The organism is Nocardiopsis dassonvillei, assembly GCF_964273065.1.
Classification (GTDB): Bacteria; Actinomycetota; Actinomycetes; order Streptosporangiales; family Streptosporangiaceae; genus Nocardiopsis; species Nocardiopsis dassonvillei_B.
The window spans coordinates 5,268,144-5,293,446 of record NZ_OZ186815.1 but is presented as its reverse complement, the minus strand read 5'-3'; the positions used below and the strand labels follow the sequence as shown (position 1 = coordinate 5,293,446).

20 protein-coding genes and 1 tRNA gene are annotated in these 25,303 nt (G+C 73.4%); 7 read left to right on the top strand and 14 right to left on the bottom strand.

Features of this window, described 5'->3' with window-relative positions; genetic code table 11:
- Positions 1 to 77 precede the first annotated feature (77 nt).
- On the top strand, positions 78 to 1,655 hold the full coding sequence (locus ACSUPR_RS23680; RefSeq protein WP_436886922.1) for a long-chain-fatty-acid--CoA ligase: 1,578 nt from the start codon (positions 78 to 80) through the stop codon (positions 1,653 to 1,655).
- A gap of 79 nt (positions 1,656 to 1,734) precedes the next feature.
- Here ACSUPR_RS23680 and ACSUPR_RS23675 read toward each other — a convergent pair whose 3' ends face one another.
- From ACSUPR_RS23675 to ACSUPR_RS23650, 6 genes are all read right to left on the bottom strand, one after another.
- Positions 1,735 to 2,475: a carbohydrate ABC transporter permease gene (locus tag ACSUPR_RS23675; RefSeq protein WP_436892117.1), complete on the bottom strand. Its 741-nt coding sequence runs from the start codon at positions 2,473 to 2,475 to the stop codon at positions 1,735 to 1,737.
- A gap of 149 nt (positions 2,476 to 2,624) precedes the next feature.
- Positions 2,625 to 3,524, bottom strand: coding sequence for a carbohydrate ABC transporter permease (locus ACSUPR_RS23670; protein WP_436892115.1), 900 nt, complete (start codon positions 3,522 to 3,524; stop codon positions 2,625 to 2,627).
- A 104-nt stretch (positions 3,525 to 3,628) separates the two neighbouring features.
- A complete protein-coding gene (locus ACSUPR_RS23665; protein WP_436886921.1) occupies positions 3,629 to 4,912 on the bottom strand; it encodes a sugar ABC transporter substrate-binding protein in 1,284 nt (427 codons plus the stop codon).
- A gap of 249 nt (positions 4,913 to 5,161) precedes the next feature.
- Positions 5,162 to 5,644, bottom strand: coding sequence for a hypothetical protein (locus tag ACSUPR_RS23660; RefSeq protein ID WP_436886920.1), 483 nt, complete (start codon positions 5,642 to 5,644; stop codon positions 5,162 to 5,164).
- Positions 5,645 to 5,744: 100 nt separating this feature from the next.
- The gene (locus ACSUPR_RS23655) at positions 5,745 to 7,034 is read right to left on the bottom strand and encodes a class I SAM-dependent methyltransferase (protein ID WP_436886919.1); all 1,290 of its coding nucleotides are present in this window, start codon (positions 7,032 to 7,034) and stop codon (positions 5,745 to 5,747) included.
- A gap of 67 nt (positions 7,035 to 7,101) precedes the next feature.
- Positions 7,102 to 8,550, bottom strand: coding sequence for an FAD-binding oxidoreductase (locus ACSUPR_RS23650; protein ID WP_436886918.1), 1,449 nt, complete (start codon positions 8,548 to 8,550; stop codon positions 7,102 to 7,104).
- Positions 8,551 to 8,791: 241 nt separating this feature from the next.
- On the opposite strand from ACSUPR_RS23650, the gene ACSUPR_RS23645 reads away from it, so the two are divergent.
- A complete protein-coding gene (locus tag ACSUPR_RS23645) occupies positions 8,792 to 9,598 on the top strand; it encodes a glutamate racemase (protein ID WP_436886917.1) in 807 nt (268 codons plus the stop codon).
- A 154-nt stretch (positions 9,599 to 9,752) separates the two neighbouring features.
- Here ACSUPR_RS23645 and ACSUPR_RS23640 read toward each other — a convergent pair whose 3' ends face one another.
- A complete protein-coding gene (locus tag ACSUPR_RS23640) occupies positions 9,753 to 11,273 on the bottom strand; it encodes a hypothetical protein (protein ID WP_436886916.1) in 1,521 nt (506 codons plus the stop codon).
- 177 nt (positions 11,274 to 11,450) lie between these two features.
- Here ACSUPR_RS23640 and ACSUPR_RS23635 point away from each other — a divergent pair, with 177 nt between their 5' ends.
- Both ACSUPR_RS23635 and ACSUPR_RS23630 read left to right on the top strand, forming a co-directional pair.
- The gene (locus tag ACSUPR_RS23635) at positions 11,451 to 11,795 is read left to right on the top strand and encodes a hypothetical protein (protein WP_436886915.1); all 345 of its coding nucleotides are present in this window, start codon (positions 11,451 to 11,453) and stop codon (positions 11,793 to 11,795) included.
- Positions 11,796 to 12,072: 277 nt separating this feature from the next.
- Positions 12,073 to 12,597 carry a DUF6315 family protein gene (locus ACSUPR_RS23630; protein ID WP_436886914.1) on the top strand — a complete coding sequence of 175 codons (525 nt, stop codon included), beginning with the start codon at positions 12,073 to 12,075 and terminating at the stop codon, positions 12,595 to 12,597.
- A 58-nt stretch (positions 12,598 to 12,655) separates the two neighbouring features.
- Here the strand turns inward: ACSUPR_RS23630 and ACSUPR_RS23625 are convergent, their stop codons facing one another.
- Complete coding sequence (locus ACSUPR_RS23625) at positions 12,656 to 14,710, bottom strand: ATP-dependent DNA helicase (protein ID WP_436886913.1); 2,055 nt, start codon at positions 14,708 to 14,710, stop codon at positions 12,656 to 12,658.
- A 1,360-nt stretch (positions 14,711 to 16,070) separates the two neighbouring features.
- Positions 16,071 to 17,045: a helix-turn-helix domain-containing protein gene (locus ACSUPR_RS23620; protein WP_436886912.1), complete on the bottom strand. Its 975-nt coding sequence runs from the start codon at positions 17,043 to 17,045 to the stop codon at positions 16,071 to 16,073.
- A gap of 104 nt (positions 17,046 to 17,149) precedes the next feature.
- On the opposite strand from ACSUPR_RS23620, the gene ACSUPR_RS23615 reads away from it, so the two are divergent.
- From ACSUPR_RS23615 to ACSUPR_RS23605, 3 genes are all read left to right on the top strand, one after another.
- Complete coding sequence (locus ACSUPR_RS23615) at positions 17,150 to 18,622, top strand: MFS transporter (protein WP_436886911.1); 1,473 nt, start codon at positions 17,150 to 17,152, stop codon at positions 18,620 to 18,622.
- A gap of 114 nt (positions 18,623 to 18,736) precedes the next feature.
- Positions 18,737 to 19,204, top strand: coding sequence for a nitroreductase/quinone reductase family protein (locus ACSUPR_RS23610; RefSeq protein ID WP_436886910.1), 468 nt, complete (start codon positions 18,737 to 18,739; stop codon positions 19,202 to 19,204).
- 114 nt (positions 19,205 to 19,318) lie between these two features.
- Complete coding sequence (locus ACSUPR_RS23605; protein WP_436886909.1) at positions 19,319 to 19,492, top strand: hypothetical protein; 174 nt, start codon at positions 19,319 to 19,321, stop codon at positions 19,490 to 19,492.
- A gap of 217 nt (positions 19,493 to 19,709) precedes the next feature.
- Here ACSUPR_RS23605 and ACSUPR_RS23600 read toward each other — a convergent pair.
- From ACSUPR_RS23600 to ACSUPR_RS23580, 5 genes are all read right to left on the bottom strand, one after another.
- Positions 19,710 to 19,782: transfer RNA gene (locus tag ACSUPR_RS23600), tRNA-Ala, on the bottom strand.
- Positions 19,783 to 19,892: 110 nt separating this feature from the next.
- Positions 19,893 to 20,747 carry an energy-coupling factor transporter transmembrane component T family protein gene (locus tag ACSUPR_RS23595; RefSeq protein WP_436886908.1) on the bottom strand — a complete coding sequence of 285 codons (855 nt, stop codon included), beginning with the start codon at positions 20,745 to 20,747 and terminating at the stop codon, positions 19,893 to 19,895.
- Complete coding sequence (locus tag ACSUPR_RS23590) at positions 20,734 to 22,458, bottom strand: ABC transporter ATP-binding protein (protein WP_436886907.1); 1,725 nt, start codon at positions 22,456 to 22,458, stop codon at positions 20,734 to 20,736. The genes ACSUPR_RS23595 and ACSUPR_RS23590 overlap by 14 nt, the downstream gene beginning before the upstream one ends.
- Entirely contained in the window at positions 22,455 to 23,387 is a 933-nt protein-coding gene (locus ACSUPR_RS23585) for a cell division protein FtsQ (protein ID WP_436886906.1), read from the bottom strand. Before ACSUPR_RS23585 ends, ACSUPR_RS23590 begins: the two co-directional genes overlap by 4 nt.
- A gap of 65 nt (positions 23,388 to 23,452) precedes the next feature.
- Positions 23,453 to 25,156, bottom strand: coding sequence for an HAD family hydrolase (locus ACSUPR_RS23580; protein WP_436886905.1), 1,704 nt, complete (start codon positions 25,154 to 25,156; stop codon positions 23,453 to 23,455).
- Positions 25,157 to 25,303 lie beyond the last annotated feature (147 nt).

The following is a 25,303-nucleotide window of genomic DNA, read 5'->3' as shown; positions in this document are numbered from 1 at the left end:
CAGAACACGCGACCCGGATCACATCCGGATCCCACCCTTTTTGTCGTCTTAAGACACATCTGCCTGCGGGAGGCCCCATGCTCAACCTGTCCGTGGTCCTGGAGGACGGCGCCCGATCCGTCCCGGAGAAGGACTGCCTGGTCTTCGGCGACCTGCGCCTGAACTACGCGCTCACGAACATGATCGCCAACCAGGTCGCCAACCTCCTCGTCTCCCGCGGCATCCGGCCCGGCGACCGGGTCGCCCTGGCCAGCCCCAACCTGCCGTACTTCCCGTTCGTCTACTTCGGCGCGCTCAAGGCCGGCGCGGTGGTCGTCCCCCTCAACGTGCTGCTCACCCCGCGTGAGATCGCCTACCACCTGGAGGACTCCGGCGCCAAGGCGATCTTCGCGTTCACCGGCAGCCCGGAACTGCCGCTGGGCGAGCGCGCCTTCGAGGCGTTCAACCAGGTGGACACCTGCGAGACCTACATCGACCTGCCGGCCTCCCCGGGCGCGACCGAGTCCGCCATCGAGGGCGCCCGGACCCTCTGGAAGGCCCTGGAGGGCCAGCCCGGCGAGTTCGAGACGATCCAGGCGAACTCCGACGACACCGCCGTCATCATCTACACCAGCGGCACCACCGGCCGGCCCAAGGGCGCCGAGCTGAGCCACAACAACCTGATGATGAACGCGGTCGTCTCCTGCAGCCTGGTCAACCCGCACCCGGGCGGCCGCGACGTACCCCTGGTGGTCCTCCCGCTGTTCCACATCTTCGGCCAGACCGTCATGCTCAACGCGGCCCTGTACCGGCACGCGACCCTGGTGCTGATGCCGCGCTTCGACGGGGCCGAGGCGCTGCGCCTGATGGAGAAGGAGGGCGTCACCGGTTTCGCGGGCGTGCCCACCATGTACTGGGGCCTGCTCAACGCGGTGCGCTCCGCCGGTGAGGGCGAGTACGACGTCAAGGCGATCGCGGACAACCTCGTCGACGCGGTCTCCGGCGGCGCGGCGCTGCCCGCCCAGCTCGCCCAGGACTTCCAGGACGCCTTCGGCGTCGGCATCAAGGAGGGCTACGGCCTGTCCGAGACCTCCCCGGTGGCCTCGTTCAACAACCCCAACGTCAAGGCCAAGACCGGCTCGATCGGCAAGCCGGTGTGGGGCGTGGAGATGAAGCTGATCGACCCGGAGTGGAACGAGGTCGTCAAGACCGGCGACGAGGACCCGGTCGGCGAGATCGCCATCCGCGGGCACCTGGTGATGAAGGGCTACCACAACCGGCCCGAGGTCAACGCCGAGGTACTCAAGGACGGCTGGTTCCGCACCGGCGACGTCGCCCGCCGCGACGACGAGGGCTTCTACTTCATCATCGACCGCTCCAAGGACATGATCATCCGCGGCGGGTACAACGTGTACCCGCGCGAGGTGGAGGAGGTCCTGATGGGCCACGAGGCCGTCAGCCTCGCGGCGGTCGTCGGCGTCCCCCACGACACCCACGGCGAGGAGATCAAGGCGTTCGTGATCCTCAAGGAGGGCTCGGCGCTCACCGCCGAGGAGCTGACCGAGTGGACCAAGGAGCGCCTGGCGGCGTACAAGTACCCGCGTGAGATCGAGTTCCGGGAGAGCCTGCCGATGACCGCCACCGGCAAGATCCTCAAGCGCGAGCTGCGCGGCTGACGCCCGCCGGGCGGGGCGGGGGCGGGATCCTCCCGGGTCCCGCCCCCGCCCCTTCCCCGGGTCCCGCCGCCGGGCGCGGTCAGCCCTTGACCGCGCCCTGCACCAGCCCGGAGGCCAGCCAGCGCTGCACGAGGACGAAGAAGACCATCACCGGCAGCGTGATGAGGGTGGAGGCGGCCATGACGTGCCCCCACTCGTTGGCGTACTCGCCGAAGAACTGGCGCAGCCCCACCGCGACCGTGTACTTGTCGCTCTGCTGCATGAACGTCAGCGCCAGCACGAACTCGTTCCAGGCGATGATGAACGAGAAGATCGCGGTGGCCACCAGGCCGGGCGCGACCAGGGGGAACAGCACCCGCCAGAACATGACCGGCCAGGAGGCGCCGTCGATGTAGGCGGCCTCCTCCACCTCCTTGGGGACGGCGGCCACGAACCCGCGCATCATCCACACCGCCAGCGGCAGCGACAGCGCGATGTAGACGATCCCCAGGCCCAGCACGGTGTTGAGCAGCCTCAGGTCGCGGACCTGGAGGAACAGCGGGATGACCAGGGCCTCCAGGGGGACCATCTGCACGATGAGGATCAGCACCAGGACCGCGGTGCGGAACCTGAACCGGAAGCGCGCCACGGCCACGGCGGCCAGCAGGGACAGCACGCACGCCCCGGCGACGGTGATACAGGCGACCGCCAGCGAGTTGAGCATGTACGTCCCGAAGTCGCCCTCGGTCAGGACGTGGACGAAGTTGTCCAGGGTGGGGTCGCTCGGCAGCAGCGTCCCGACGGTGGAGGTCATCCGGGAGGAGAACGCGCTGGTGAGCATGAAGTAGACGGGGAACAGGGTGAACAGCAGGACCGCGGCCACCCCGGCGGCCCGGCCGGCCGACCGGGTCAGGCGCAGCGCTCCCCCGCGGCGGCGGGCCCGGCGGACCCGGAGCTCCCAGTCGGCGGCGGCGGTGTCGGCGGGGGCGCTCAACGCAGTTCGTCCTCTCGGAACAGGGCCCGCAGGTAGACCGCGGTGACCGCCAGCAACAGCAGGGTGAGGAGCACGGCGATCGCCGAGCCCGCCCCGTAGTCCCTCTGCCCGAAGGAGCTCACGTAGGTCCACACCCCCAGGTTGAGCATCTCCGAGCCGCCGACCCCGCCGCCGGGCATCAGGTAGACCTGCGCGAACACCTTGAAGTCCCAGATGGTGGACAGGATGGTGACCACGGCGAACACCGGGCGCAGGACCGGGAAGGTGACGTGCCAGAACCGCTTCCACGCCCCGGCGCCGTCGAGCAGCGCGGCCTCGTGCAGTTCGCGGGGCACGGTGAGCAGCCCGGCCAGGACGGTGACGGCCACGAACGGGAACCCGCCGTGGACCACGTTGAGGACGACGATCGCGTAGAAGAACAGCCGGTCGGCGAACCAGTTGTACCCCTCGGGGCCCAGGACGCCCAGTCCCTGGAGGGCCCGGGCGACGATGCCGTCGTCGACGTCGAAGATCCACAGCCACACGTAGGTGCCGCTTACGGCGGGCATGGCCCAGGCGACCATGATGCAGGAGACCACGACGACCCGGGTGAGCGGGCGCAGCCGGGACAGCAGCAGGGCCACGAGGGTGCCCAGTACCACGGTGGAGACCACCGCGACCACGGCGAACCCGACGGTGTTGGGCAGCGCGACCCGCCACAGGTAGGAGTCCGTGAACAGGGAGACGTAGTTGGCCGGACCGATGAAGTCCGACTCCCCCGACACCAGGTTGGCCAGCCGGTACTCGCGGAAGGACAGCCACACGATCCGGGCGAGGGGAAGGAGCAGCAGGGCGGCGATGACCGCCAGGGCGGGGGCGAGCAGCACCCAGGGCAGCAGTGCGCGGCGCCGCCGCAGGCCGAGGGCGGGACCGCGCCGCCCCCGGCCGGGCGGGCCGGCCGCAGTCCGCGGACCGGGGTCCGCGCGTCCGACGGCCTGCCCGACCGGTGTTCCCACGTGTGTCAACCCCCGTTGAGGATGCGCTCGATGTCGTCGGCCGCCCGGGTGGTGGCCTCCTCCACCGAGGTGCCGTTGAGAATGGCCTGCTGCATGCCGACCAGGACCTTCTCGGCCTCGACCTGGCTCCAGGCGGGCGAGGTGGGCACGCCCCGGCTCGCCTCGTTGAGCTGGACGGCGTAGGCCTCCAGGACAGGGTCGGCCGAGGCGGTGAACGTGTCCACGCTCGCGCTCAGGCCGGGGAAGAAGCCGGTCTGCTCGGCCCAGAGCATCATGTTGTCCTCACCGGTGAGGTGCTCCACGTAGCTCCAGGCCGCCTCCTCGTTGCCGGTGCCCTCGAACACCGACAGCAGCGAGCCGCCGGCGAACGACGGTGTGGGGGTGCCCTCCTCCGGGCCCGGGATGGGGAAGGAGCCGAGCGCGCCCTCCAGGTCCGGGTTGTTCTCCACGATGGCCTTGGGGTTGGCGCTGCCGAGCAGGGCCATGGCGGTGTCCCCCTCGGAGAACGACTCCATGATGTCGATCTCGTTCCAGTTGACGGCGCCGGTGGTGGAGGTGCCGTCCTCCAGGGCCAGGCCGGTGAAGAACCCGATGCCCTCGCGCGCCTCGGGGGAGTCCACCCCGGACACCCACGTGCCGTCGTCCTCCTGGACGGCGATCTCGCCCCCGCCGCCCCAGATCCACGGCATCACGGAGTACTGGGCGTCGCCCGGCACCGGCAGGGCGATCATGTCCGGCTCCGCCTCCTCGAGCTCCAGCGCGGTCTCGCGGAGCTCCTCCCAGGTCCCGGGGACCTCCAGGCCGTGCTCCTCGAACACGTCGGTGCGGTAGACCATGGAGCGGATGGAGGCGTACCAGGGGATCCCGTAGACGCCCTCGCCCACGGCGCCCATGTCCATGAGGCCGGACACGTAGAGGGAGGTGTCGACACCGTACCCGGACAGGTCGTGCAGGGCCCCGGAGTCGGCGAAGCCGGGGACGAAGGTGTTGCCGAGTTCGATGACGTCGGGCGTGGTGCCGCCGGCGATGGCGGTGGAGATCTTGTCCTGGGCGCCGTCCCAGGGGACGAACTCGACCTCCACCTCGATGCCGGTCTCCTCGGTGAAGGCCGTGTTGACCTCCTCGAAGAAACCGCTCTCGTCGGGGTTGGTGCCCTGCATGATCCACACGGTGAGGGTGTCGGCGCCTCCGCCGCCACCGCCGTCTCCCGTGCATGCGGTCGCGGCCAGGGTCAGGGCAAGCGCGGCTGCGGGGAGCGGAACGTACTTGCGGGTTCGTCTGCGGGCCATCGGCTCGCCTCCCGTTCCTTTCGTGGGTCCCCTCGGGGTTGGTAGGAAACCTACGTAAAGAACGTCGTGGAGTGAAGTAAACCACTGAAATTTGTGTCTGAGCTGTTAGGGGAGGGCCCGGAAGGGCCCCGGTCCCCGTGGCCGCCGGGGCCACGGGGGCTGTGCGCCCCGGTCGGGGCGCCCGCGCCGGGCCCGCGCTCGGCCCCTCGGGGAGCGGGCCGCCCCGGTCCCGGGCGCCCCTGCGGCCCCTCAGTCGGACAGTCCGGTCACCTGGCGCAGGGTGGAGATGAGCTCGGCGCGTTTGTACACCGCCAGGCCGATGGCGGCGGAGAACGCGGCGAGCATGTGGACGTAGACCATCGGGTCGCCGCGGGTGAAGCGCTCGGCGGCCTCCTCCTCTCCCACGGTGTGGGCCTCCCAGGCGGTGGCGACCGCGAACTCCAGCTCCGGCGGGAGCATCTCCGCGACGGTGCGGGCCACGGCCTCGCGGGAGTCGGCGGGCTTCCACACGACCCCGGTCCCCTGGACCCGGCGGCCCAGGAAGGCGGCGATGACCCGCAGCTCGGACTGCACCGCCCCGGCGTCGTCGGCCGCCCGCGGGACGACCCGCTCCAGCTCGTCCCGGTTGCGGTCGGCGTAGGCCGCGATCAGGTCGATCGCGGTGCGCTTGACGTGGTCGGGCTGGTCCGGGGCGAGGGGGCCTTCCCCCTCGGCGTTCTCGGTCACGGGCACTCCTCGTACGGTCTCGTGTCCATGATGCCGTGCCGCGGGCCCCGACGGGGCGCGGACAGGCCGGGATCGCCGCGGGCGAACGGCGTTCCCGGCCCCGGCCCTACTGGAAGCGCGGGCGCAGCGGCATGTGCGCGTCGGTGCCGTCGAGCTTGGCACCCAGGATCTGGTGGAGCTGCACCACGTTCCTCTCGAAGCCGAGTACGCACCCGGCCATGTACAGCCGCCAGACCCGGGCGGTGCCCTCGCCGACCTCGGCGACCGCCGCGTCCCAGTTCCGCTCCAGGTTGGCTCCCCAGTGGCGCAGGGTCAGCGCGTAGTGCTCGCGCAGGTTCTCCTGGTGGCGGATCTCGAACCCGGCGTCGTTCATGGCCGTCTGGATCTCCCCGGGGCCCTCCAGTTCTCCGTCGGGGAACACGTAGCGGTTGATGACGCCGTCGGTGTCCATCGGGCGCAGGTCGTTGCGGGGCCTGGTGATGCAGTGGTTGAGCAGCCGCCCGCCGGGCACCAGCTTGTCGTGGAGTGACGAGAAGTAGGCCGGGAGGTTGCGGGCCCCGATGTGCTCGGTCAGGCCGATGGAGCTGATCCGGTCGAAGCCGCCGTCGGGGACGTCCCGGTAGTCCATGTGGCGCACCTCGGCCAGGTCGGACAGGCCCTCCTGGGCGATGCGCTTGGCCGCCCACTCGGCCTGCTCCTTGGACAGGGTGACGCCCAGCGCCTTGACCTTGTGCTCGCGGGCGGCGTGCATGACCATGCCGCCCCAGCCGCAGCCCACGTCGAGCAGGCGCATGCCCGGCTCCAGGCCGAGCTTGTTCGCGACCAGCTCGTACTTGCGGAACTGGGCGCTCTCCAGCGCGCCGTCGTTCGCCTCCACCCGGTCCGGGGCGGCGTCGGCGTCGTCGAAGACCGCGCAGGTGTAGGTCATGGACGGGCCCAGGACCAGCTCGTAGAAGGCGTTGGAGACGTCGTAGTGGTGGTGGATGGCCTCGGCGTCGCGCTGCTTGGAGTGGCGCCAGCCCAGCCCCGCGAGTCGGCCGCGGGTGACCTCCTGGGGCGGCGGGGCCACCCGGTTGACGAACTTGACCCAGCCCACGGAGCGGACGATGGCGGCCAGGTCGCGGGCGGACACGTTGACCCCCTCCGCGAAGACGAAGTCGGCCATCCTCCGCAGGGCGGTGTACATGTCGCCCTCCAGCTCCAGGTGCCCGGAGACGTAGGCGCGGGTCAGCCCCAGGGCGTTGGGCGACTGGGCCAGGTAGTTGACCGCGACGGGGGTGCGCACGTGCAGGTGGACGTCGCTGGTCGGGTCTCCGGAGGCACTGCCGTCGTAGGCCGTGAAGCGGATGGGCGCGTCCGGTCCCACGACGCGCTCGAAGATCTCGGCGAGCCGCATGTTCTTCTTTCCCTTCCTCTCGCGGATGCGGCCCGCACCACGGGTCGCCTCCCGTTTCTGCCTGGTGTCATCCGTTGCGCACGCACTTGGCGTACAGGTCGAGCAGCCTTCCCCTCGGGTCGTAGGCCTCCTTGAGGTCGGCGTAGGCCGAGCCGTTGTAGAGCCGCCAGAACTCCTCCTCGGTGTAGAAGGAGTCGGAGTACAGCGACTTGTGGCCGTCCAGTTCGGCGACGCGCTCCTCCACCCGCCGGTTGTGGTGGGCGCGGCGCTGGCCGGGCTTCATGTCGACCAGGCCCCAGAAGCCGAAGTTGACGTAGAGGCGGTCGCTCTCCAGCGGGTAGAGCGGCCACACGTGGTCGCCGGGGGCCAGGTCGGCCCTGCGCGGTTCCTTCAGTCGCAGCGGGCACATCCAGACCGGGGTCATGCCGATCTCCTCGTGGAAGAAGTCGAGGAACTCGGCGCCGCGCTCCACCCCCACCTCGATGTCCTGGATGAGCGGCTCCTTGGGGCGGCGCCCCCGGTAGTGGTCGAGCAGCCGGGAGAAGGCGGTGCGCCGGTCCCAGGCCACGAGCCTGCGGTAGACGTCGGAGCGCTTGAGGGAGCGCGGCCACAGGGAGCGCACCACCGGGTTCTGGACGCCGAAGGCGCGCGAGCACCAGAACCAGTCGGTGTCCCAGCGCCACAGGTAGTCGTGGACGGTGAGGTAGTCGCCGGGGCCGCCGGCGTTGGCCTGGATGGAGCGGTAGTAGATGTCCCTGCCGGTGTAGTCGCCGACCCAGGGCGCCCGGTCGGTGAAGCGGGCGACCGTCAGGTACAGCTCGTCGCGGGAGAAGGCGACACCGTCGACGAAGTCGACCGGCCGCCCGTCGTGCGAGCGGTCGGCGCAGATGCGGGCCAGGGCGTCCATGGCCGAGGCCGCGTCGTGGAAGCGCAGGTGGCGGAGGTGCACGTACGGGGAGACCGGTTCCAGTTCGATGCGCAGTCGCAGGCTGTAGCCGAGGGTGCCGTAGGAGTTGGGGAAGCCGTGGAAGAGGTCGGCGTGGGCGTTGTCGCGGGTGGCGGTGACGATGTCGCCGGAGCCGGTGAGGATCTCCATCTCCTGGACGGCCTCGTGCGGCAGGCCGTTGCGGAACGAGGACGACTCGATGCCCATCCCGGTGACGGCGCCGCCCAGGGTGATGGTGCGCAGCTGGGGGACGACGGTGGGCATGAGCCCGTGCGGGAGGGTGGCGGCGACCAGGTCCTCGTAGGTGGTCATGCCGCCGACGTCGGCCAGGCGCTCGACCGGGTCGATGGAGATGACGCCGGTGAACTCGGAGACGTCGAGGGCGGGCGCCGAGGTGGGCTCGCGGAACCGGAAGAGGTTGGAGGTCGGTTTGGCCAGCCGGACGGGGGCGTCGGGCGGCAGGGACCGGTAGTCGCGGCGCAACCGGTTGACCGCCGCGATGTGCCGGGCCAGGCCCGTGTCGCCGCCCGGGGCGGTGCCGCTGTTCGTTCTCTGCCGTTGAGGACTCATCCCTGATTCCGTTCCCGGTCGTCCGCACGAGTGGGGCACAGCGTGGATCGGTCGAACCGGCCGCCGGGGGCCGGAGAGGGCCGATCCCCTCAGTTCTACCTATCGGTAACGAAGGAAACCACCCCATTTATGTCGTGTCCCGTTCGTGTCGCGGCCGGGGAGGCCCGGTCCGGGGCGGCGACGTGCGGGTCCGGGCGGCGCGTCGGAGGGCGGCGGGGACACGCGGATAGGATCAGGGGTCGTGCGCATCGCTCTCGTTGATTCCGGAATCGGCATGCTGTCCACCGCCGCGGCGCTGTTCGCGGCACGGCCGGACGCCGAGCTGTTCCTGTCCATGGACCCCGACCACATGCCGTGGGGCGCGCGTACCCCCGGCGAGATCATCGAACGCGCCCTGGCGGGTGCGGAGGCCGCGGTGCGGGCCGCCGGGGGGGACGTGGACGCGGTGGTGGTGCCGTGCAACACGGCGTCGGTGCACGGGCTGGCGGAACTGCGGACGCGGTTCGAGCCGGAGGTGCCCGTGGTGGGCACTGTCCCGGCGATCAAGCCCGCGGCGGCGTCGGGCACGCCGATCGCGGTGTGGTCGACCGCGGCGACCACCCGCAGCGAGTACCAGCGACGGCTGGTGGAGACCTTCGCCCGGGGGGTCGACGTGACCCCGGTGGCGTGCGTCGGGCTGGCGGAGGCGGTGGAGTCGGCCGACCCGGGGCGGATCGCCGACGCGGCGGCGTACGCCGCGGAGCGCACCCCGGGCCGGGTGCGCGGGATCGTGCTGGGATGCACGCACTACGACCTGGTCGCCGAGGCGATCACGCAGGCCCTGCGGCAGCGGCCGGACGCCTCCGGTGAGGTGGAGCTGTTCACCGCGGCGGGCGCCGTGGCCGCGCAGGCACTGCGCCGGATCGGCGGATCCGGAGGCGTCGCCGGGGAGGGCGGGGGCCGGGTGCGGGTGCTGGCCGGCGGCCGCCCGGCGCGCCTGCCCGCGGCCGCCCTGGCCTACCCGGCCGGGCGCGCCCTGGCCGCCGGGGAACGCTCGGCCGCCCGTTAGACCGGGTCCGGACGGGCTTTTCCGGACCACCGCGGGCGCCCCTGGCGTCGGCCCCGCCCTAGAGGCGCCGGAGCGCCGTATCGGGTGGGGCGGCACGGGGCGGACGGCGCACTGCGGGCGTTCACCCGGCCCGGCCCTCCCCGGCCCCGGGGTGTCAGCCGTGCCGGGCGAGTTCGGCCCCGCGGCCGGCGGCCGGGACGCCGCCGGGGGCGGGCAGGGCCCCGGCGGCGAGGGTGCGGACCAGGTCGCGCACCCCCGCGGTGTCGTTGTCGTGCAGCAGGGTCTCCAGCAGCGACAGGGCGGCGCGCTGGTCGCCGGGCCGCTCGCGGACGTGGCGCCACTGGGGCTCGGTGGCGGCGTCGGAGAGCATCAGGGTGCGGCCGACCTGGCCCAGCGCGGTGAGCAGCAGGGTGTCGTGCGGCCGGTGCTCCAGGGCGGCGTTGACCTGCTCGGCCTGGTTCTCCGGGTCCACCTCCTCGGCGGTCTGGGCGCGCAGGAAGTCCAGGATGCCGTCGGGCGGGGCCAGCGGCCGGACCGGCGGCATCGCGGCGATCATGGCGTGCACCTCGGCGAGGTCTCCGCGGATCTCGCCGGTGGCGGCCAGCTCGCCGATGAGGCGTTCGGCGCGGCGGGCGGAGCAGCCCGCCACCCACCGGGCTCCCCGCCCCGCCGCCAGGCGGGCCGCGGCGAGGGCGAGCTCGGCGCCGCGCCGGGGCGCGCCCACGCGTTCGAAGTAGCGGGACCAGGTGGTGACGCGCACGCCCAGCCGCCAGTCGTTGCGGACGATGCCCTGGCAGACCAGGTTCTCCACCGCCTCCACCCAGGCCGGGCGCAGGAACGGGTGGGCCTCGGCCTCCTCGACGGTGGGCAGCGGGCCCACCGCGTCGCGGGCCGGGCACTGGCCCAGGCGGGCCAGCCAGGACAGCAGGCGGGCGCGCTCGAACCGGATGCGGCGGCGCAGGGCGGGCCTGCGCGGGTTGTTCGGTTCGAGGGCGAGCTCGGCCTCCATCCGGTCCAGCACCTCCAGGGCCTGGGTGTGCGCGTCGCGGCGGCGCAGTGCGCGGACCAGGGTGAAGATGCCGTCGGCTCCGAGCAGGGCGGGACCGGTGGCGGTGTGCTCGTAGCGGCGCAGCTCGGTTTCGGCCCGCTCGGGGTCGTCCTCGTCGATGAGCAGGTGGATCCGGGCCAGGGTGAACGCGGGCCAGGCGGGGGTGCGCTCCCACCCGGCGAGGTTGCGCGAGGACAGCAGTTCGCGGCGCAGGCCGGTGGTGCCCGCCGCGTCCACGTTGGCGTGGCAGCGGACCAGGGTCTCCACGGCGGAGACGGGCAGCGGCCCGTGGTCGTGCGGGCCGGGTGCGTCCTCGGCGACGGCGACCGCCCGGGGCAGCGCCCGGCCGCCCTCGGCCAGGGCCCCCACCCGCACCGCCAGCGGCCAGTGGGCCAGGAAGAACAGGGTGGGGGGCCCGAACACCCCGGGGACCTCGGCGTTCTCCGCGCCCGCCTCGGCCACCAGGCGGCGGGCGGTGCGCAGGGCGGAGCGGGCGACCGCCTCCACCTGGACGGCGTCACCCGCCTCCGCCAGTTGGGGCAGGCCGGTCACAGCTTCGGCCAGTTCGATCTGTCCCGCGTTGGCGAGTCGGCGTGCCGCCTCCCCCGCCCACGTCCACATCGGCATCATTGTCTCCCCCTGTAGTGCCGTGGAGACAGAACGTAGCAGCCGGTGGTCGGGCCTGTCCGGAAAACGCGTGAAACCGGTGCAGGACCGGCGGTCGAGCACCCGGACGGCGACATCCCCCCCGATAGAATCGGCCTCGTTCAGCCGCGTTACCGCCGTTAGGGGACATGGACACCGATGGGATGGCGAGACCGCTTCGGCCTGCGCAAGGCCAATCGCTCCGGCAAGGCCCGGTTCGACCGCGCGACCGAGGACGGTGACATCAAGGCACTGATCGAGTTCGCCGAGAGCAGGGTGGGGGTGGAGTTCTTCGTCGAGCCGGAGACCTTCGCGACCCAGACGACGGCGGTGGCGGTGGCCACCGACGGCGAGTGGATCCGGCGCCGCTGCGGTTCCCCCGCGGTCATCCGCAAGGTGGCGGCCAAACGGGGCATCCCCGCGTACGACGTGCAGATCATGGGCTACCCGCAGCGGATGCGCGACTGGAGCGCCCGCAACAAGAACGGCCGGAGCCTGGACTGATCCCGGCGCGGCCCGATCCCCCCTTCCCCCGACCGGATCTATGAGACGTAGGTCACCTTGGTGTGCGCCAGGCCCTTCCCTCCCTCCTCCGCGGACGGGGACACGCCCGGATGAAGGAGGTGAGAACGGACACGTCGAGAACCGGTACCGGCCCACGCGAAACCCGTCACCGGGTCATTTTGGGCATTGATGACGAGTCCTTGCCGCGACTTCCTCACCGAACGGGTTCCCTAACGACCCGCATCCGTCGCATACTCACCTGGGAGGGGGGACTCTGATGAAGCAGGATCTCACGGCCCTGTGCTGCGACTGCGGCACGATTCGCGAGGTGAGCGACTACCAGAGTGTCGGCGAGGCCCAGTCCGCCTACGGACTGGCCCGGTGCGTCGTCTGGCGCAAGTGCCGCACCTGCAACCGCCGCACCTACCACGCCTATCTGCGCGCCGACGAGGACCGCGACGAGCTGGAGGACGCCCTGCGCCTGGACGGCGCGCTGGCCGCCGAAGCCCTCGACGAGGAGGTCGAGCAGCTGCGGCTGTGCGGGATCGAGGTGGGCCACGCCCCCGTCCCCGCCATCTGGGACGGCCAGTCCGTGGGCATGGTGACCCAGCGGCTGACCGACCGCGCGTACTCGATCGTGCTGGACCCCGAGGCCTCTGTGGTGTCCCGGCTCAAGCTGATCGACATGATGTGGAACGAGCTGCTGGTGGGCGAGCACGACGACCGCTGGTTCATCCAGGAGGCCGAGGACGACTCCCCCGGGTACGCGGTGCGGCTCTTCGGCTACCGCACCCGCGGCTGACACGGACACGGAGACGGCCGGACGCCCTCGGGGCGTCCGGCCGTCTCCGTGTCCGGGCTCAGACCGCCGCGGTCCGGCCCGACAGGCGGCGCAGCGCCGACCGGGCCACCTGCGGATCGGTGGTGCCCCAGTACGGCGGCAGGGAGGCGCGCAGGAAGCCGCCGTAGCGGGCGGTCGCCAGTCTCGGGTCCAGGACCGCGATCACGCCCCGGTCGCTGGTGGAACGCAGCAGGCGGCCCGTGCCCTGGGCGAGCAGCAGGGCCGCGTGGGTGGCCGCCACCGACAGGAAGCCGTTGCCGCCGTGGGCCGCCACGGCGCGCTGGCGGGCCGAGGCCAGCGGGTCGTCCGGGCGCGGGAACGGGATGCGGTCCACGATCACCAGCGAGAGCGACGGGCCCGGCACGTCCACCCCCTGCCACAGCGACAGGGTGCCGAACAGGCAGGCGTTCTCGTCCTCGGCGAACCGGCGGACCAGCTGGCCGGTGGAGTCCTCCCCCTGGCAGAGCAGGGGGTGGTCCAGGCGCTCGCGCAGCTCCTCGGCGGCCTGCTGGGCGGCGCGCATCGACGAGAACAGGCCCAGGGTGCGGCCGTCTGCGGCCTCGATGAGCTCGGCGATCTCGTCCAGGTAGGCCGGTGAGAGCCCGTCCCGGCCGGGCGGGGGCAGGTGGGCGGCGACGTAGAGGATGCCGCTGCGGGCGTGGTCGAACGGGGAGCCGACGTCCAGCGCCCGCCACCGGGGCTCGCCCGCGGCGCGGTGCGGACCGTCCTCTCCGTCCTCGCCGCCCTCCCCGGCGGGGGCGGCGGCGCGCTCGGCCGCCTCCTGCCCGACCTCCCGGCCCAGCCCCCACTGGCGGGCCAGCGATCCGAAGGAGCCGCCCAGGGTGAGGGTGGCGGAGGTGAGGACGACGGTGCGGTCGCCGAAGAGCTTCTCGCGCAGCAGCCCGCCCACGGCCAGCGGGGCGACGCTCAGAGTGGGACGGCGGCCCGGGACCTTGGTGAGCCACACGACGTCCGTGCGGTCGCGCAGCGCGGGCTCGAAGGACTCCAGGACCCGGACCGCGGTGTCGTGGACCTCGGTGAGGGCGGCCAGCGCCAGACGGCGCTCGCTGGCGGCCTCCGCCTCCTGTTCCCCCGGGGAGGGGCCGATGGCGGTGACGCAGGCCGACGCGGCGTCGCGGACGACCGCCACCGCACCGGCCAGTCCCTCGTCGATGTGGTCGATGCGTCCCTCGGGGGCGTCGGCGAACATCAGCGCCAGGCCTTCGCCCGCCTCGGTCAGCCTCTCGGCGACCATCGGCTCGATGAGGCGGGCGGCGCGCTTGGCGGCGACGGAGACGGTGCGCTCGGCCAGGGTGCCGGTGGCCACCGAGGTGGCCCGGTCGACCAGCTCGTGGGCCTCGTCGATCATGATCGTGTCGTGCTCGGGCAGGATGTGGTTGCCCTGGGTCATGTCGATGGACAGCATGGCGTGGTTGGTGACGACCACGTCCACGCCCTTGGCCTCCTCGCGCGCGAACTCGGCGAAGCACTCCTGGCCGAAGGGGCAGATGCGGGCGCCCATGCACTCGTTGGCCGCCACCGAGACCTGCCGCCAGGCCAGGTCGGTGACGCCCGGGACGAGTTCGTCGCGGTCGCCGGTGGTGGTCTCCTCCGCCCACTCGTGCAGGCGGGCCACCTGTTTGCCCAGGGAGGACAGCTGGCGGGGGTCGAACAGCTCGGCCTCGTCGGAGTCGTCGGCGGCGGTGTGCAGCCGGTTGCGGCACAGGTAGTTGCGGCGGCCCTTGAGGACCGCGAACGTGGGCTCCCGGCGCAGCAGCGGCTTGAGTGCCTCGGCCAGGCGCGGCAGGTCGCGGTCGATGAGCTGGTTCTGCAGGGCGATGGTGGCGGTGGAGACCACGACGGTGGTGTCCTTCTCCATCGCGCGCCGGATGGCCGGGACGAGGTAGGCCAGGGACTTGCCGGTGCCGGTGCCCGCCTGGACGACGAGGTGTTCGCGTCTGTCGACGGCGTCGGCGACGGCGGCCGCCATGGCCGACTGGCCTTCGCGCCGGGTGCCGCCCAGGGCGGTCACGGCGGTGTCGAGCAGGGTCGGGACGTCGGGGAGATCTGCCACGGATCGACAGTACCGGCCGCCGGGGACGGACCGGGCCCTGTCCACAGGCCCGGCCCGCCGCCTCGGCGGAGCTCGCGCAGGAGCCCGCCCGGCGCGTCCGGGGACCGGCACGGGCGCCGCCGCGCCTCCCCGCCCCCGATGGCGGGCCCGGCGCGTCCGAGGGCCTGCGGGGTCGGGGAGGCCGCCCGGGGGCCGACGGGGAACGGCTCCGCGGGTTCGTCGGCGGTCGCCCCGGGCCGACCGGGCGGAGCCCGCCGCGTGGACCGGCCGGCGCGGCGGAGACGAGGTGCGACGGGTCGTCCGCCGTCCGCCTGTTCGACTTTCCTGTTGGTCGGCCGGTGTGCTGAGGGTGGTCCCCGCCGCCGAGGGAGCGCAAGACCCGGTACGGTTCCCCCGGCGGGCGTTCGGGAGGGGCCAGGATGGATCGGATCGACGCGGCGGGCATGGCCGCCCTGACCGGGAGGCTCCTGGAGCGCGCGGCGTTCCACCGGGCGGAGCTGGTCCTGGGGGTGGACGGCGTCCTGGCCGTGGTGGACGCGGGGGACGGAACCGGGCGGAGCTGCGTCTGGAACGCGGAGGAGGTCCGCCTCCTCGGCGAGGTCCCCCTGGCCGGAGCGCTCGGCGAGTGGTACCCCCCGGAGGACGACCGGCCCCTGCACGTGGTGGTCCGGACGGCCGGGGGCCACCTCCACCTCGGCCGGGGGCGGCACGTCCGCTCCGGTTCGCACCTCGCCCCCGGCGACTCCGTGCGCCGGCTCACCGAGTTCGCGGTGGAGTTGTGCGCGCCCCTGGACCGCGACCTCCTCGAGCGGGTCCGCCCCGCCGAAGCCTCGGACCCGCCCGGCCTCTCCTGGCTGGAGGGGGTGCAGGACGACCCCCTCGGGGCCCTGGAGGGGTTCGCCACCGGGTGGTACCCGGCCGAGGGGCCCCCGGAGGCCGGGGGCCGTCCGGACCTGCCCCGGCCGCTGGCCCGGTTCCACCGGCTCGCCGCGGCCCGGCCGCTCCTCCTGGGCGGGCAGAACTTCCTCCGGCCCCCGCAGGAGCTCGATCCGGCATCCGACGGACCGTGCGTCCTGGGCACGGAGAACCAGGGAGGGTTCTCCTGGGAGCTGCGCCGGGGGCCCGGCGGCTTCGGGGACGACCCGGCCGTCTGGTTCGTCGACGGCATCGGCGAGCCGGTGACCGAGGAGGAACCCCTCAGCCGGTTCCTGCTCCAGTTCACCCTCTACGAGGCCGCCGTCCGCGCCGAGTACGGCGCCCTGGCCGTCAGCGCCTCCGCCGAGGAGGCCGGGGCCGTGGCCCGGGCGCTGCGCCCCGTGCCCCTGCGGCCGTTCCTGGCCCCCCGGATGCCCACCCGCCTCTACGCGGCTCCGGGCCTGGTCGCGGCGGTCTCCGCTTCGGACGACCGGTTCGACGTGTGGGCGGGCGCGTCGCACCGGAGCGCCCTGGCCCCGCTGCGGGGGCTCCCCGTGGACTGGGAGCGGCTCGACGACTGAACTCCGTCGGCGAGCAGGCGCAGGGCGTCGGCGGAGGCGGTGTTCTGCGGGGTGTAGATCTCCAGCCGGTGGTCGGGGCTGTCCGGCTGGAGCCAGACCTGGTAGTCCACCTCCAGGTCGCCCACCACCGGGTGCCGCAGGTGCATGGGGCCGGTCGTGCAGTCCGCGACCTCGCCCCGGGCCCACAGGGAGGCGAACTCGGGGCTGCGCATCACCAGTTCGCCGACCAGCTCGGCCAGCCGCCCGTCGGTGGGGTACCGGCCGCCGGCCAGTCGCAGGTAGGCGACGTGGGCGCGGGCCAGGTCCTCCCTGTTGCGGTACAGGTCCCTGGTGTGCGGGTCCAGGAAGAACAGCCGCGCGTTGGAGGGCCGCCGGGCCGGTTCGTCGGGGGCGTCGAAGTCGACGTGTCCGGCGAACAGGGCGTGTCCGGTGCGGTTCCACGCCAGCACGTCGCCGCGGCGCCCCCACACGATCGCCGGAACGCTCTCCCCCAGCGACCGGAGCAGGGTCAGCACCCGGGGGTGCGGGCGCTCCGGCCTCGGCCGGACCATCCGGGGCACGGCCGGGCGGCGGGCGAGGTTGTGCAGGTGGGCGGTCTCGTCGGGGTCGAGCAGCAGGACCCGGGCGAGGGCGTCCAGGACCTGGGCCGAGGCGGTGCCCGACTGCCCCTGTTCGAGGCGGGTGTAGTACCCGGCGCTCACCCCTGCCAGCTGGGCCAGCTCCTCGCGGCGCAGGCCCGGGACGCGCCGGGCCGTTCCGTAGGTGCGCAGGCCCACGTCCCCGGGGGTGACGCGGTCCCGCCTGGTCTTGAGGAAGGCGCCCAGGCTGTCAGGTTCCATGCCCCGATCGTAGGCGGCGGGCGGTCCGGCGTGCCTGCACCTGCCAGGTGTACCCACGGCAGGTGTCTGGTCCGCGGGGCGGGCGCGGCGGCACCGTTGCGGCCATGGACACGATGAACCGAGAGAGAACGTCCGCACGGACCTGGTTCGGCCTGCTGGTCGTCCTGGGGCCGGTGCTGCTGGTGGCGATGGACGCGTCGGTGCTGTACCTGGCGATGCCCCGGGTGATCGCCGACCTGGGGCCCTCGGCCGACCAGGCCCTGTGGATCCTGGACTCCTACAGTTTCGTGGTGGGCTCGCTGCTCATCGCGTTCGGCAACCTGGGAGACCGGTACGGGCGGCTGCGGCTGCTGGTGATCGGGGCCGCGGTGTTCGGCGCCGGGTCGGTGGGGGCGGCACTGTCCCCGACGGCGGAGGTGCTCATCGGGTTCCGGGTGCTGATGGGGCTGGGCGGGGCGACGCTGCTGCCGTCCTCGCTGGCGGTGATCGGCGAGCTGTTCACCGACCCGCGGCGGCGGGCTCAGGCGATCGGGGTGTTCGCGGCGACGTTCGCGGCCGGGTTCGCCATCGGGCCGCTCGTGGGCGGGATGCTGCTCAGCCTGTTCCCGTGGGGGTCGGTGTTCCTGATCAACGTCCCCGTGGTGGTGGCCTTCCTGGTCCTGGCCCCGCTGGTGCTGCGCGAGGTGAGGGGCGGCAGCCCCGGCCGGGTGGACGCGGCCAGTGTGGCGCTGTCGGCGGGCGGGCTGCTGCTGGCGGTGTACGCGGTGAAGGGGCTCGCCGCACACGGGGTCTCGACCGCCGTGGCCGTCACCGGTGTCGCGGGGACGGCACTGCTGGTGTGGTTCGTGCGGCGCCAGCGCACGCTCGAACACCCGCTGGTGGACCTGAGCCTGTTCCGCGACCGGGTGTTCGCCATCGCGATCGTCACCAGCGCGTCCACGCTGGTCCTTTGGGCCGCGTCGATCTACCTGACCGGGCTGTACCTCCAGTCGGTGCTGGGGCTGCCGGTGCTGACGGCGGCGCTGCTCGCCCTGCCGGGTGCGGCGGTGCTGACCCTGAGCTCCGTCACGACCCCCTTCCTGGTCCGGCGGATCGGGGAGCGGGCGGCCCTGGTCCTGGCGCACGCCTCCATGGGGGCGGGGCTGCTCCTGCTGCTGGCGCTGGCCGCGGACGGCGGGGTCGGTCCGTACGTCGCGGCGACGATGACCGCCGGCGTGGGCTACGGGATCTCGTTCAGCCTGGTGGCCGACATCGCGGTGTCGGCGGTGCCCAAGGAGCGGGCGGGTGCGGCAGGGGCCATGGCCGAGACGGGGAACGAGATCGGGCACGCGCTCGGGATCGCGCTGCTGGGGTCGCTGGCGGCGTTCGTGTTCCGGTTGCTGGAGCCGGGCACCGCGGGCTCCCTGGACGAGGCGCTGCGGACGCCGGGGGCGGCCGGCGCGGCCCGGGAGGCGTTCGTGACGGGCCTGCACGTCACCGTCGCGGCGGGCGGCCTGCTCGCCCTGGGCCTGGCAGCGCTGGCCCTGCGCTGGATCCCCGCCTCCGCGAAGGAGCCCGAAGCCGCGGCCGGGAGGTGACGCGGGGCGGACCCGCTCCTCCCGTGGGAGGAGGCCCGGGTCCGCCTTTCGGTCGATACCGCCCCGGAACCGCGCCGCCTACGCTGAAAGCCGACGCCACGAAGGGACCAGGCCATGTCAGAGCTCACCGAACGACCGGCGAAAGTCCCCCCGCGGTGGTTCGTACGGTCCGCCTGGGTCGTCCACCGCGCGCTCTACCGGATCACCGGTGGCCGGGTCGGCACCTGGCGCCCGGAGAGCACCCGCTGGGGCACGCTCCGCCTGACCACCACCGGCCGGCGCACGGGCCGCGAGCGCAGCGTGATCATCGCCTATATGGAGGACGGGCCGAACCTCACCGGGATCGCCATGAACGGCTGGGCCGAGGAGGAACCCGCGTGGTGGCTCAACCTCCGCGCCCACCCCGAGGCGACCGTCGAACCGCCGGGGGAGCCCCCGCGCCGGGTCCGCGCCCGCGAGGCCACGGGGAGCGAGCGCGCCCGCCTCTGGGACCGCTGGCGCGCCCTCCAGGAGAACCTGGACGGCTTCGCCGCCCTGCGCACCCGCCCCACCGCCGTCGTCGTCCTGGAGCCCCGCACCTGACGCTCACGTCGGCTTCGGCGTGCGTTCGTCCAAGACCGCGAGCGGTTTCCGCAGGATCGCGTCGAACTCCCCGCGATCCGGTTCGCGTGGCGGGTCGCCGAGGGCGGTCGCTCGGTGGCCGCCGTCGACGCGGACTCGTGCCGGGTGGACGTGGTCGAGCGGGTGACCCTGACCGGGGGCGACCGCTTCCTGAGCCCCCTGGTCTGCGTGGTGATCCGACGCACCGGGCGCGGCGACCTGCGACGGGCGAAGCGGATCCTCGAACAGGCCTGGAAGAACCGCCCTTGAACGACCGAGGACGGCCGCACACCCCCGCGCCCTCAGGATCCCCCGGCAGAGCCGCACCGCGATGCAGGAGAAGCGCCCGCACACCGGCCCGTTGAACGCCTCCCCCGCCACATGGGGTCACCTCGGGGGGTTCGGGAGGTCTCCCCCCGGCAGGCACAACGAAGACGACCCTGCGAGGCGGCCGAAGGCCCCCGAGCAGGGTCGTCTCAGAGTCGAGTGGAGCTATGGGGATTCGAACCCCAGACCTCCTCCATGCCATGGAGGCGCGCTACCAACTGCGCCATAGCCCCTTGTGGGAGTCGGGCGGGTCTCCCCGTCGACATGGTCGAGTCTATCGGATTTCGGGGGGTGCCGTGACCGGCGGCGGGTGTCGGGCGGCCCACACCGCCCGACACCCGGGTCAGCGGACCCGCACGGGCAGCGGATAGGCCTGTCCGAGCGCGAAGCAGCCCGCGACCAGCAGGAGGGTGACGGCGATGAGCAGCACGTCCCACCGGTCCGCCCTGAGGTGCGCCAGGCGGATGCGGCGCCCGGCGGGGTGTTCGGCGGCGTAGGTGAACCCCTTCGTCTCCAGGGCCTCCACGGTGGTGCGGGTGCGTTTGGCGGTGTTGAGCATGAGCGGGTAGAACGCGGCCACCACCGTGGTCGCCAGCCGCACGGCCGCCCGCCACCCGAGGAAGCCCGGCGGGGGCGGCGGTGCGGCGCGCAGCCGGTGGCCGTCGACGACCGTGTGGAACTCCTCCATGAGCACCGGCAGCATCCGGTATCCGTAGCTCACCCCGAACGCGACCATGGCGGGCGCGTGCAGTGCGAGCAGCGCGTCGGACAGCTTCTCGGGGTCCAGGGAGACGAAGGCGGCCATGCTGGCGAGGCTGACCGTGGCGAGTTTGAGCGTCAGTTCCGTGAGCGCCAGCACGGTGCCCAGGTCTCCGCCGAAGAACCAGGACGCGGCCAGCACGTACACGCTCTCCAGCACGAACCCGATGACGAACAGCCCGAGGATGAGCGGGCCGACCCGGCTGAGCACGACTGCGGCCGCGCACACCAGGAACAGCCCGGTGAGCACCGTCAGGTCGTGTGTGAGCCAGGGCGCCACGGCGAAGACCAGGTACCACCCGATGACGAACCGGGGGTCGCGGGAGGCGAGCAGCCCGCCGCGGGTGGCGTAAGCCGTGCGCAGGAGTTCGAGCTTGACCCATTCGACGGAGAGGGTGTCCCTCTCCCTGCGGTCGCGGCGGCGTTCAACGGTGGCCATCGGCCGTCCTCCGTCCGGTGGTGGCCGGGCTGCGGCCGAGGAGGTCGGCCACGGTCAGCGGCGGCGGTTCCAGGCCCAGTTCGAGGCCGAGCCGGACGACCTGGGGCGGGACGAGCCCGGCGGCCGCCATGAGGCCCGGGTCGGCGAACAGCGACGCCGGGTCGGTGTCGGCGGCCACCAGTCCGCCGTCCAGGACCACGACCCGCTGCGCCCAGGTGGCGACGAGGTGCATGTCATGGGTGGCGACGACGGTGCAGCGGATGGTGTCGGCGAGCGCGTCGAGCATGGCGATGACGGCGTCGCGGCTGGCGGTGTCGAGGCTGGAGGTGGGCTCGTCCAGCAGCAGGAGGGCGGGGCGCACGCCCAGTCCGATGCCGAGGGTGGCGCGGCGCTGCTGGCCGCCGGAGAGCAGCCGCCCGTCCCGGTCGGCGAGGCCGGTGAGCCGGATGCGCTCCAGGATCGCGTCGACGAGGGCGTCGGTGTCGGGGACGCCGCGCGCCCGGGGGAACATGGCGATGTCCTCGCGCACGTTGTCCTTGAGGAACATCTGCTCGGGCCGCTGGTAGAGGTGGCAGACCCGGTCGGCGAGGTCGGCGGGCCGCACGGTGCGGGTGTCGGTGCCCTCGACGCGGACGGTCCCGGTGCGGGGCACCTTGAGGCCGGTGAGCAGGCGCAGCAGGGTGGACTTCCCGGCCCCGTTGCCGCCGACGAGGGCGACGCGCTCGCCCGCGCGCAGGGTGAGGTCGACGCCGCGCAGCACCGGGGTGAGGCCTCCGCCGACCTCCCGGTACCCGTGGTGGACCCCGGCGAGCTCGGCCACCGCCTCCCCCGGCGGCGGTGCCGCCGGCGCCGGGGCGGACCCGCCCAGGGGCACCCCGCGCAACGCCTCGGCCGCTTCGGGGACGGTGAGCGGGAGGGGTGCGTCCGGGGCCAGGGCGCGCACCGCCCGGGCGATCTGCGGGGCGGGGATGCCGTGCCGGTCGAGTTCCTCGTGGCGTTCCAGGGCCTCGCGCACGGGCAGGTGCCACACCGGCGCCCCGTCGGCCATGAGGACCACCGAGCGCGCGTACCGGGCGACGAACTCGGCGTGGTGCTCGATGACGACCACGGTGGTGCCGAGCCGGGCGTTGAGGTCGGTGAGCGCCTCGTAGATCCGCTCGGCGCGGGCCGGGTCGAGCTCGGCGACGGGTTCGTCCACCACGACGACCTCCGGCCGCAGCGCCAGGACGGAGGCGAGCGCCACCAGGTGCTGCTGCCCGCCGGACAGCTGCCAGGTGAACCGGTCGGCGAGGTGGGAGACGCCGAGCAGCTCCATGGCCTCCTCGGTGCGCTCGGCGTGGTCGTCCAGTCCGAAGTTGACCGGGGCGAAGGACACCTCGTCCCGGACGGTGGGCCGCACCAGCTGGTTGCCGAAGTCCTGGTAGACGTATCCGACCAGGTGGGACAGGGCGGCCACGGAGGCGGTACGGGTGTCGGTGCCGCACACCCGCACGGTGCCGTCGAAGGAGCCCGACCAGTAGTGCGGGACGAGCCCGTTGAAGGTCTTGCACAGGGTGGTCTTGCCGGAGCCGTTGCCGCCGATGACGGCGGTGATGTCGCCGCGTTCGATGCTCAGGTCCACACCGGTGAGGGTGTCGGCGTCGGCTCCGGGGTAGCGGAAGCGCAGCCCCCGGATCTCGACGGCGGGTGCGCCGGGGTCGCCGCCGCTCACCGCTCCTCCCCCGTGCTCCCGGCGGAGCCGGTGCCCTGGGCGGCGCGCTCGCGGCGGGAGTGGACGACGAACCGGACCGACATGACCGCGGCAGCCAGCACGATGACCGCGGCCGACGCCCCGATCCACAGGAACCGCCGCCCGTACCGGTCGATGAAGTCGGGCTCCCACACCCCGAAGTTGTCGAAGATCTCGGAGGTGAACGCCGCGATCATCGACACGAACGCCAGCACCAGGGCGAGGAGCAGGAACGCGCCGGTGCCGCGCTCGGCCAGCGCGTGGGGGCGGGCGGGGTCGCGCGGCGCCAGGCCGAGCAGGGGTTCGATCTTGCCGTACAGGCGGGGCGCCAGGGCCATCGCGGGCAGGGCGCCGAACAGCACCCCGCTGATGAGCAGGTCGGTGGTGAACCCGACCCCCTCCAGCACGAGGATGGACTCCGGCAGGCCGGGCACGAACTCGGCGTCCTCGACGCCGACCATCACCTTGCCGATGTCGACGAGGGCCGACAGCAGTTTGTCGACCACCACGACGGTGACCCCGGCCAGGAACAGCTGACCGCGGCGGCGCGGGTCGCGGACCAGGCATCCGGCGATGTACACCCCCAGGAACATCTGGAGGTAGCCCTCCAGCTCCCCGATGCCGGAGAAGTCGCCCATGAGCAGGTCGACGAAGACGATCTCGCCGAGCGGGGCGCCCAGGGCGGCGTAGAGGGGGTGGAAGAGGGAGGCCATGACGACCGGGACGAACGCCAGGTAGGAGACGGACAGTTCGACCGGGCCGATCCGGACCTCGGGCAGGACCTCGGTGAGGATGTTGGCGAGCCCGAAGAGCGTCATGGACAACACGAAGACCATGAGCTTCTGTCCGGAGTTGAGCTCCGGGGGCCGGGACGGTTCCCGGAGGGCGGCGGGCCGGGGGGTGGCGGTCATGGTGCGTGGACCTTTCGGGGCGGGGGATGGGGAGGTGACTGCACGGGGGCGGTGGGCGGCCCGGCTCAGGTGGCGGCGAGGGGCGCGGGGGCGCCCGTCCACAGCCCGAGCAGGTCGCCCGTCTCGTCGATGACGTGGTCGGGGCGCAGCAGCGGGTCGTCGCCGTCGCGCGCGGCGTCGATGCGTTCGTCGGAGGCCGAGCCTCCGCGCACGATGACCGCGGTGCCCACGCCCGCCCGGCGGGCGGCGGCGGTGTCCCGCCAGGGCTTGTCGCCCACGAACCAGGCCCGCGCGGGGTCGGCGTCCAGGGCGGTGAGGGCGGAGCGGACGGTGGCGGGGTCGGGTTTGCGGTGGCCCAGCTCGTCGGAGTACACGTGGGCGCCGATGAGGTGGGAGATGCCGAACCGGTCGAGTTCGTCGCGGACGGCGCGCCCGCACACGGTGTTGGAGACGACGGCGACGGGGATGCCCCGATCGGCGCAGTGCTCCAGGACCTCGCGCACCCCGGGGCGCATCCTGGCCAGGCTCTTGGAGTCGGCGTACTCCAGTGTGAGCTGGGCGGATTCGGCGTACAGGAAGGCGCGGGCGCGTTCGGGCAGGTCGCGGCCGACCATGTCGTGCCAGAACGCGCGGGGGGTGATCTCGGGGATCGGCCCGTCCTCGTCGTGTTCGGCCTTCCAGGCGCGGTAGCGGTCGCGGCCGGTGCGCACCATCGCCAGGACGGCCTCGGTGGTGGTCGCGTAACCGACCCGGTCCAGGCGGCGGGCCAGGGAGGCGGCGAAGTCGCGCTGGACGTCGGGGGTGGCGTCGGAGACGGCGATGACCCCGCCCTGGTCGAGCAGGAGGGCGCCGGGGCCGTCGGGGCCGGGGGTGCGGAGCACGGCGGCGGGTCCGTGCGCCCGCGGCGGGGAGACCCGGACCGGGCCGTCGGCGGCGGTGTCCCGCCCGGCGGGGCGCGCCGGGGCGGGGACGAGGTCGGCGGCCTGCTCGGGCCGGCTGTGCCAGAGCGGGTCCACCAGGCCCTCGGGGGTGTCGAAGACCGCGTCGGCGCTCTCCCGCACCGGGTAGGGCGGGGAGTCGGTGTGGTGGTGTCGGGTGAGGACGACGGCGGCCGCGCCGGCCCGCCGCCCGGCGACGACGTCGCGGTCCTGGGTGTCGCCGACGTACCAGCAGTGTTCGGGGGCGGTGCCCAGGGCGCGGGCGGCCAGGGCGATCATCTCCGGGTGGGGTTTGCGGATGCCGACCTCGTCGGAGTACACCTGCACGCCGATCCGGTCCTCCAGCCCGGCCTCGCGCAGCAGCGACCGGTGGGCTCGGCCGGAGTGGGCGTTGGAGACGATGCCGACGCGCACGCCCAGGGTGCGGGCGGCGTCGAGCAGGTCGCGGACACCGGGGCGGAGCCGGTGCTCGGAGAGCAGGGTGGACATGTCGGCGAGGAGGGGGCCCGCACTGCCCGCGAGGGTCTCCCGGACCGGGTCCGGCAGGTCGGAGGCGAGGAAGTCGGTCCAGATCTCGCGGTGGGTCAGCTCGCGGGGGGTGCGGCGGCGCCCGGCCGCGTTCTTCCAGTCCTTGAGGGCGGCCAGGCCCGCGTCCAGGGAGGCGCGCAGGTCCGCGGCGGGGACGTCGTGTCCGGCGCGCAGCAGGGTCTCGCGCAGGTGCAGGGCGACGGCGTCGCGGCCCTCGGGGAGTTTGCGGGTCTGGAAGACGACCCCGCCGAAGTCCAGCAGCAGGGCGTCGGGGCGTCGGCGCAGGGCGGGGATCGGGTCCAAGGTGTCTCCAGCCGGTCGGGGCCCGCCGCGGCGGCCCGGGAAGGTGCGTTCACCGGTGACGGTAGGCACGGGCCGGAGCCGGGGGAAGGACATCCGGTGGCCGGTCGGGAAACGCGCCTGGAACGTTCCAGCCGACGGGGGATGGAC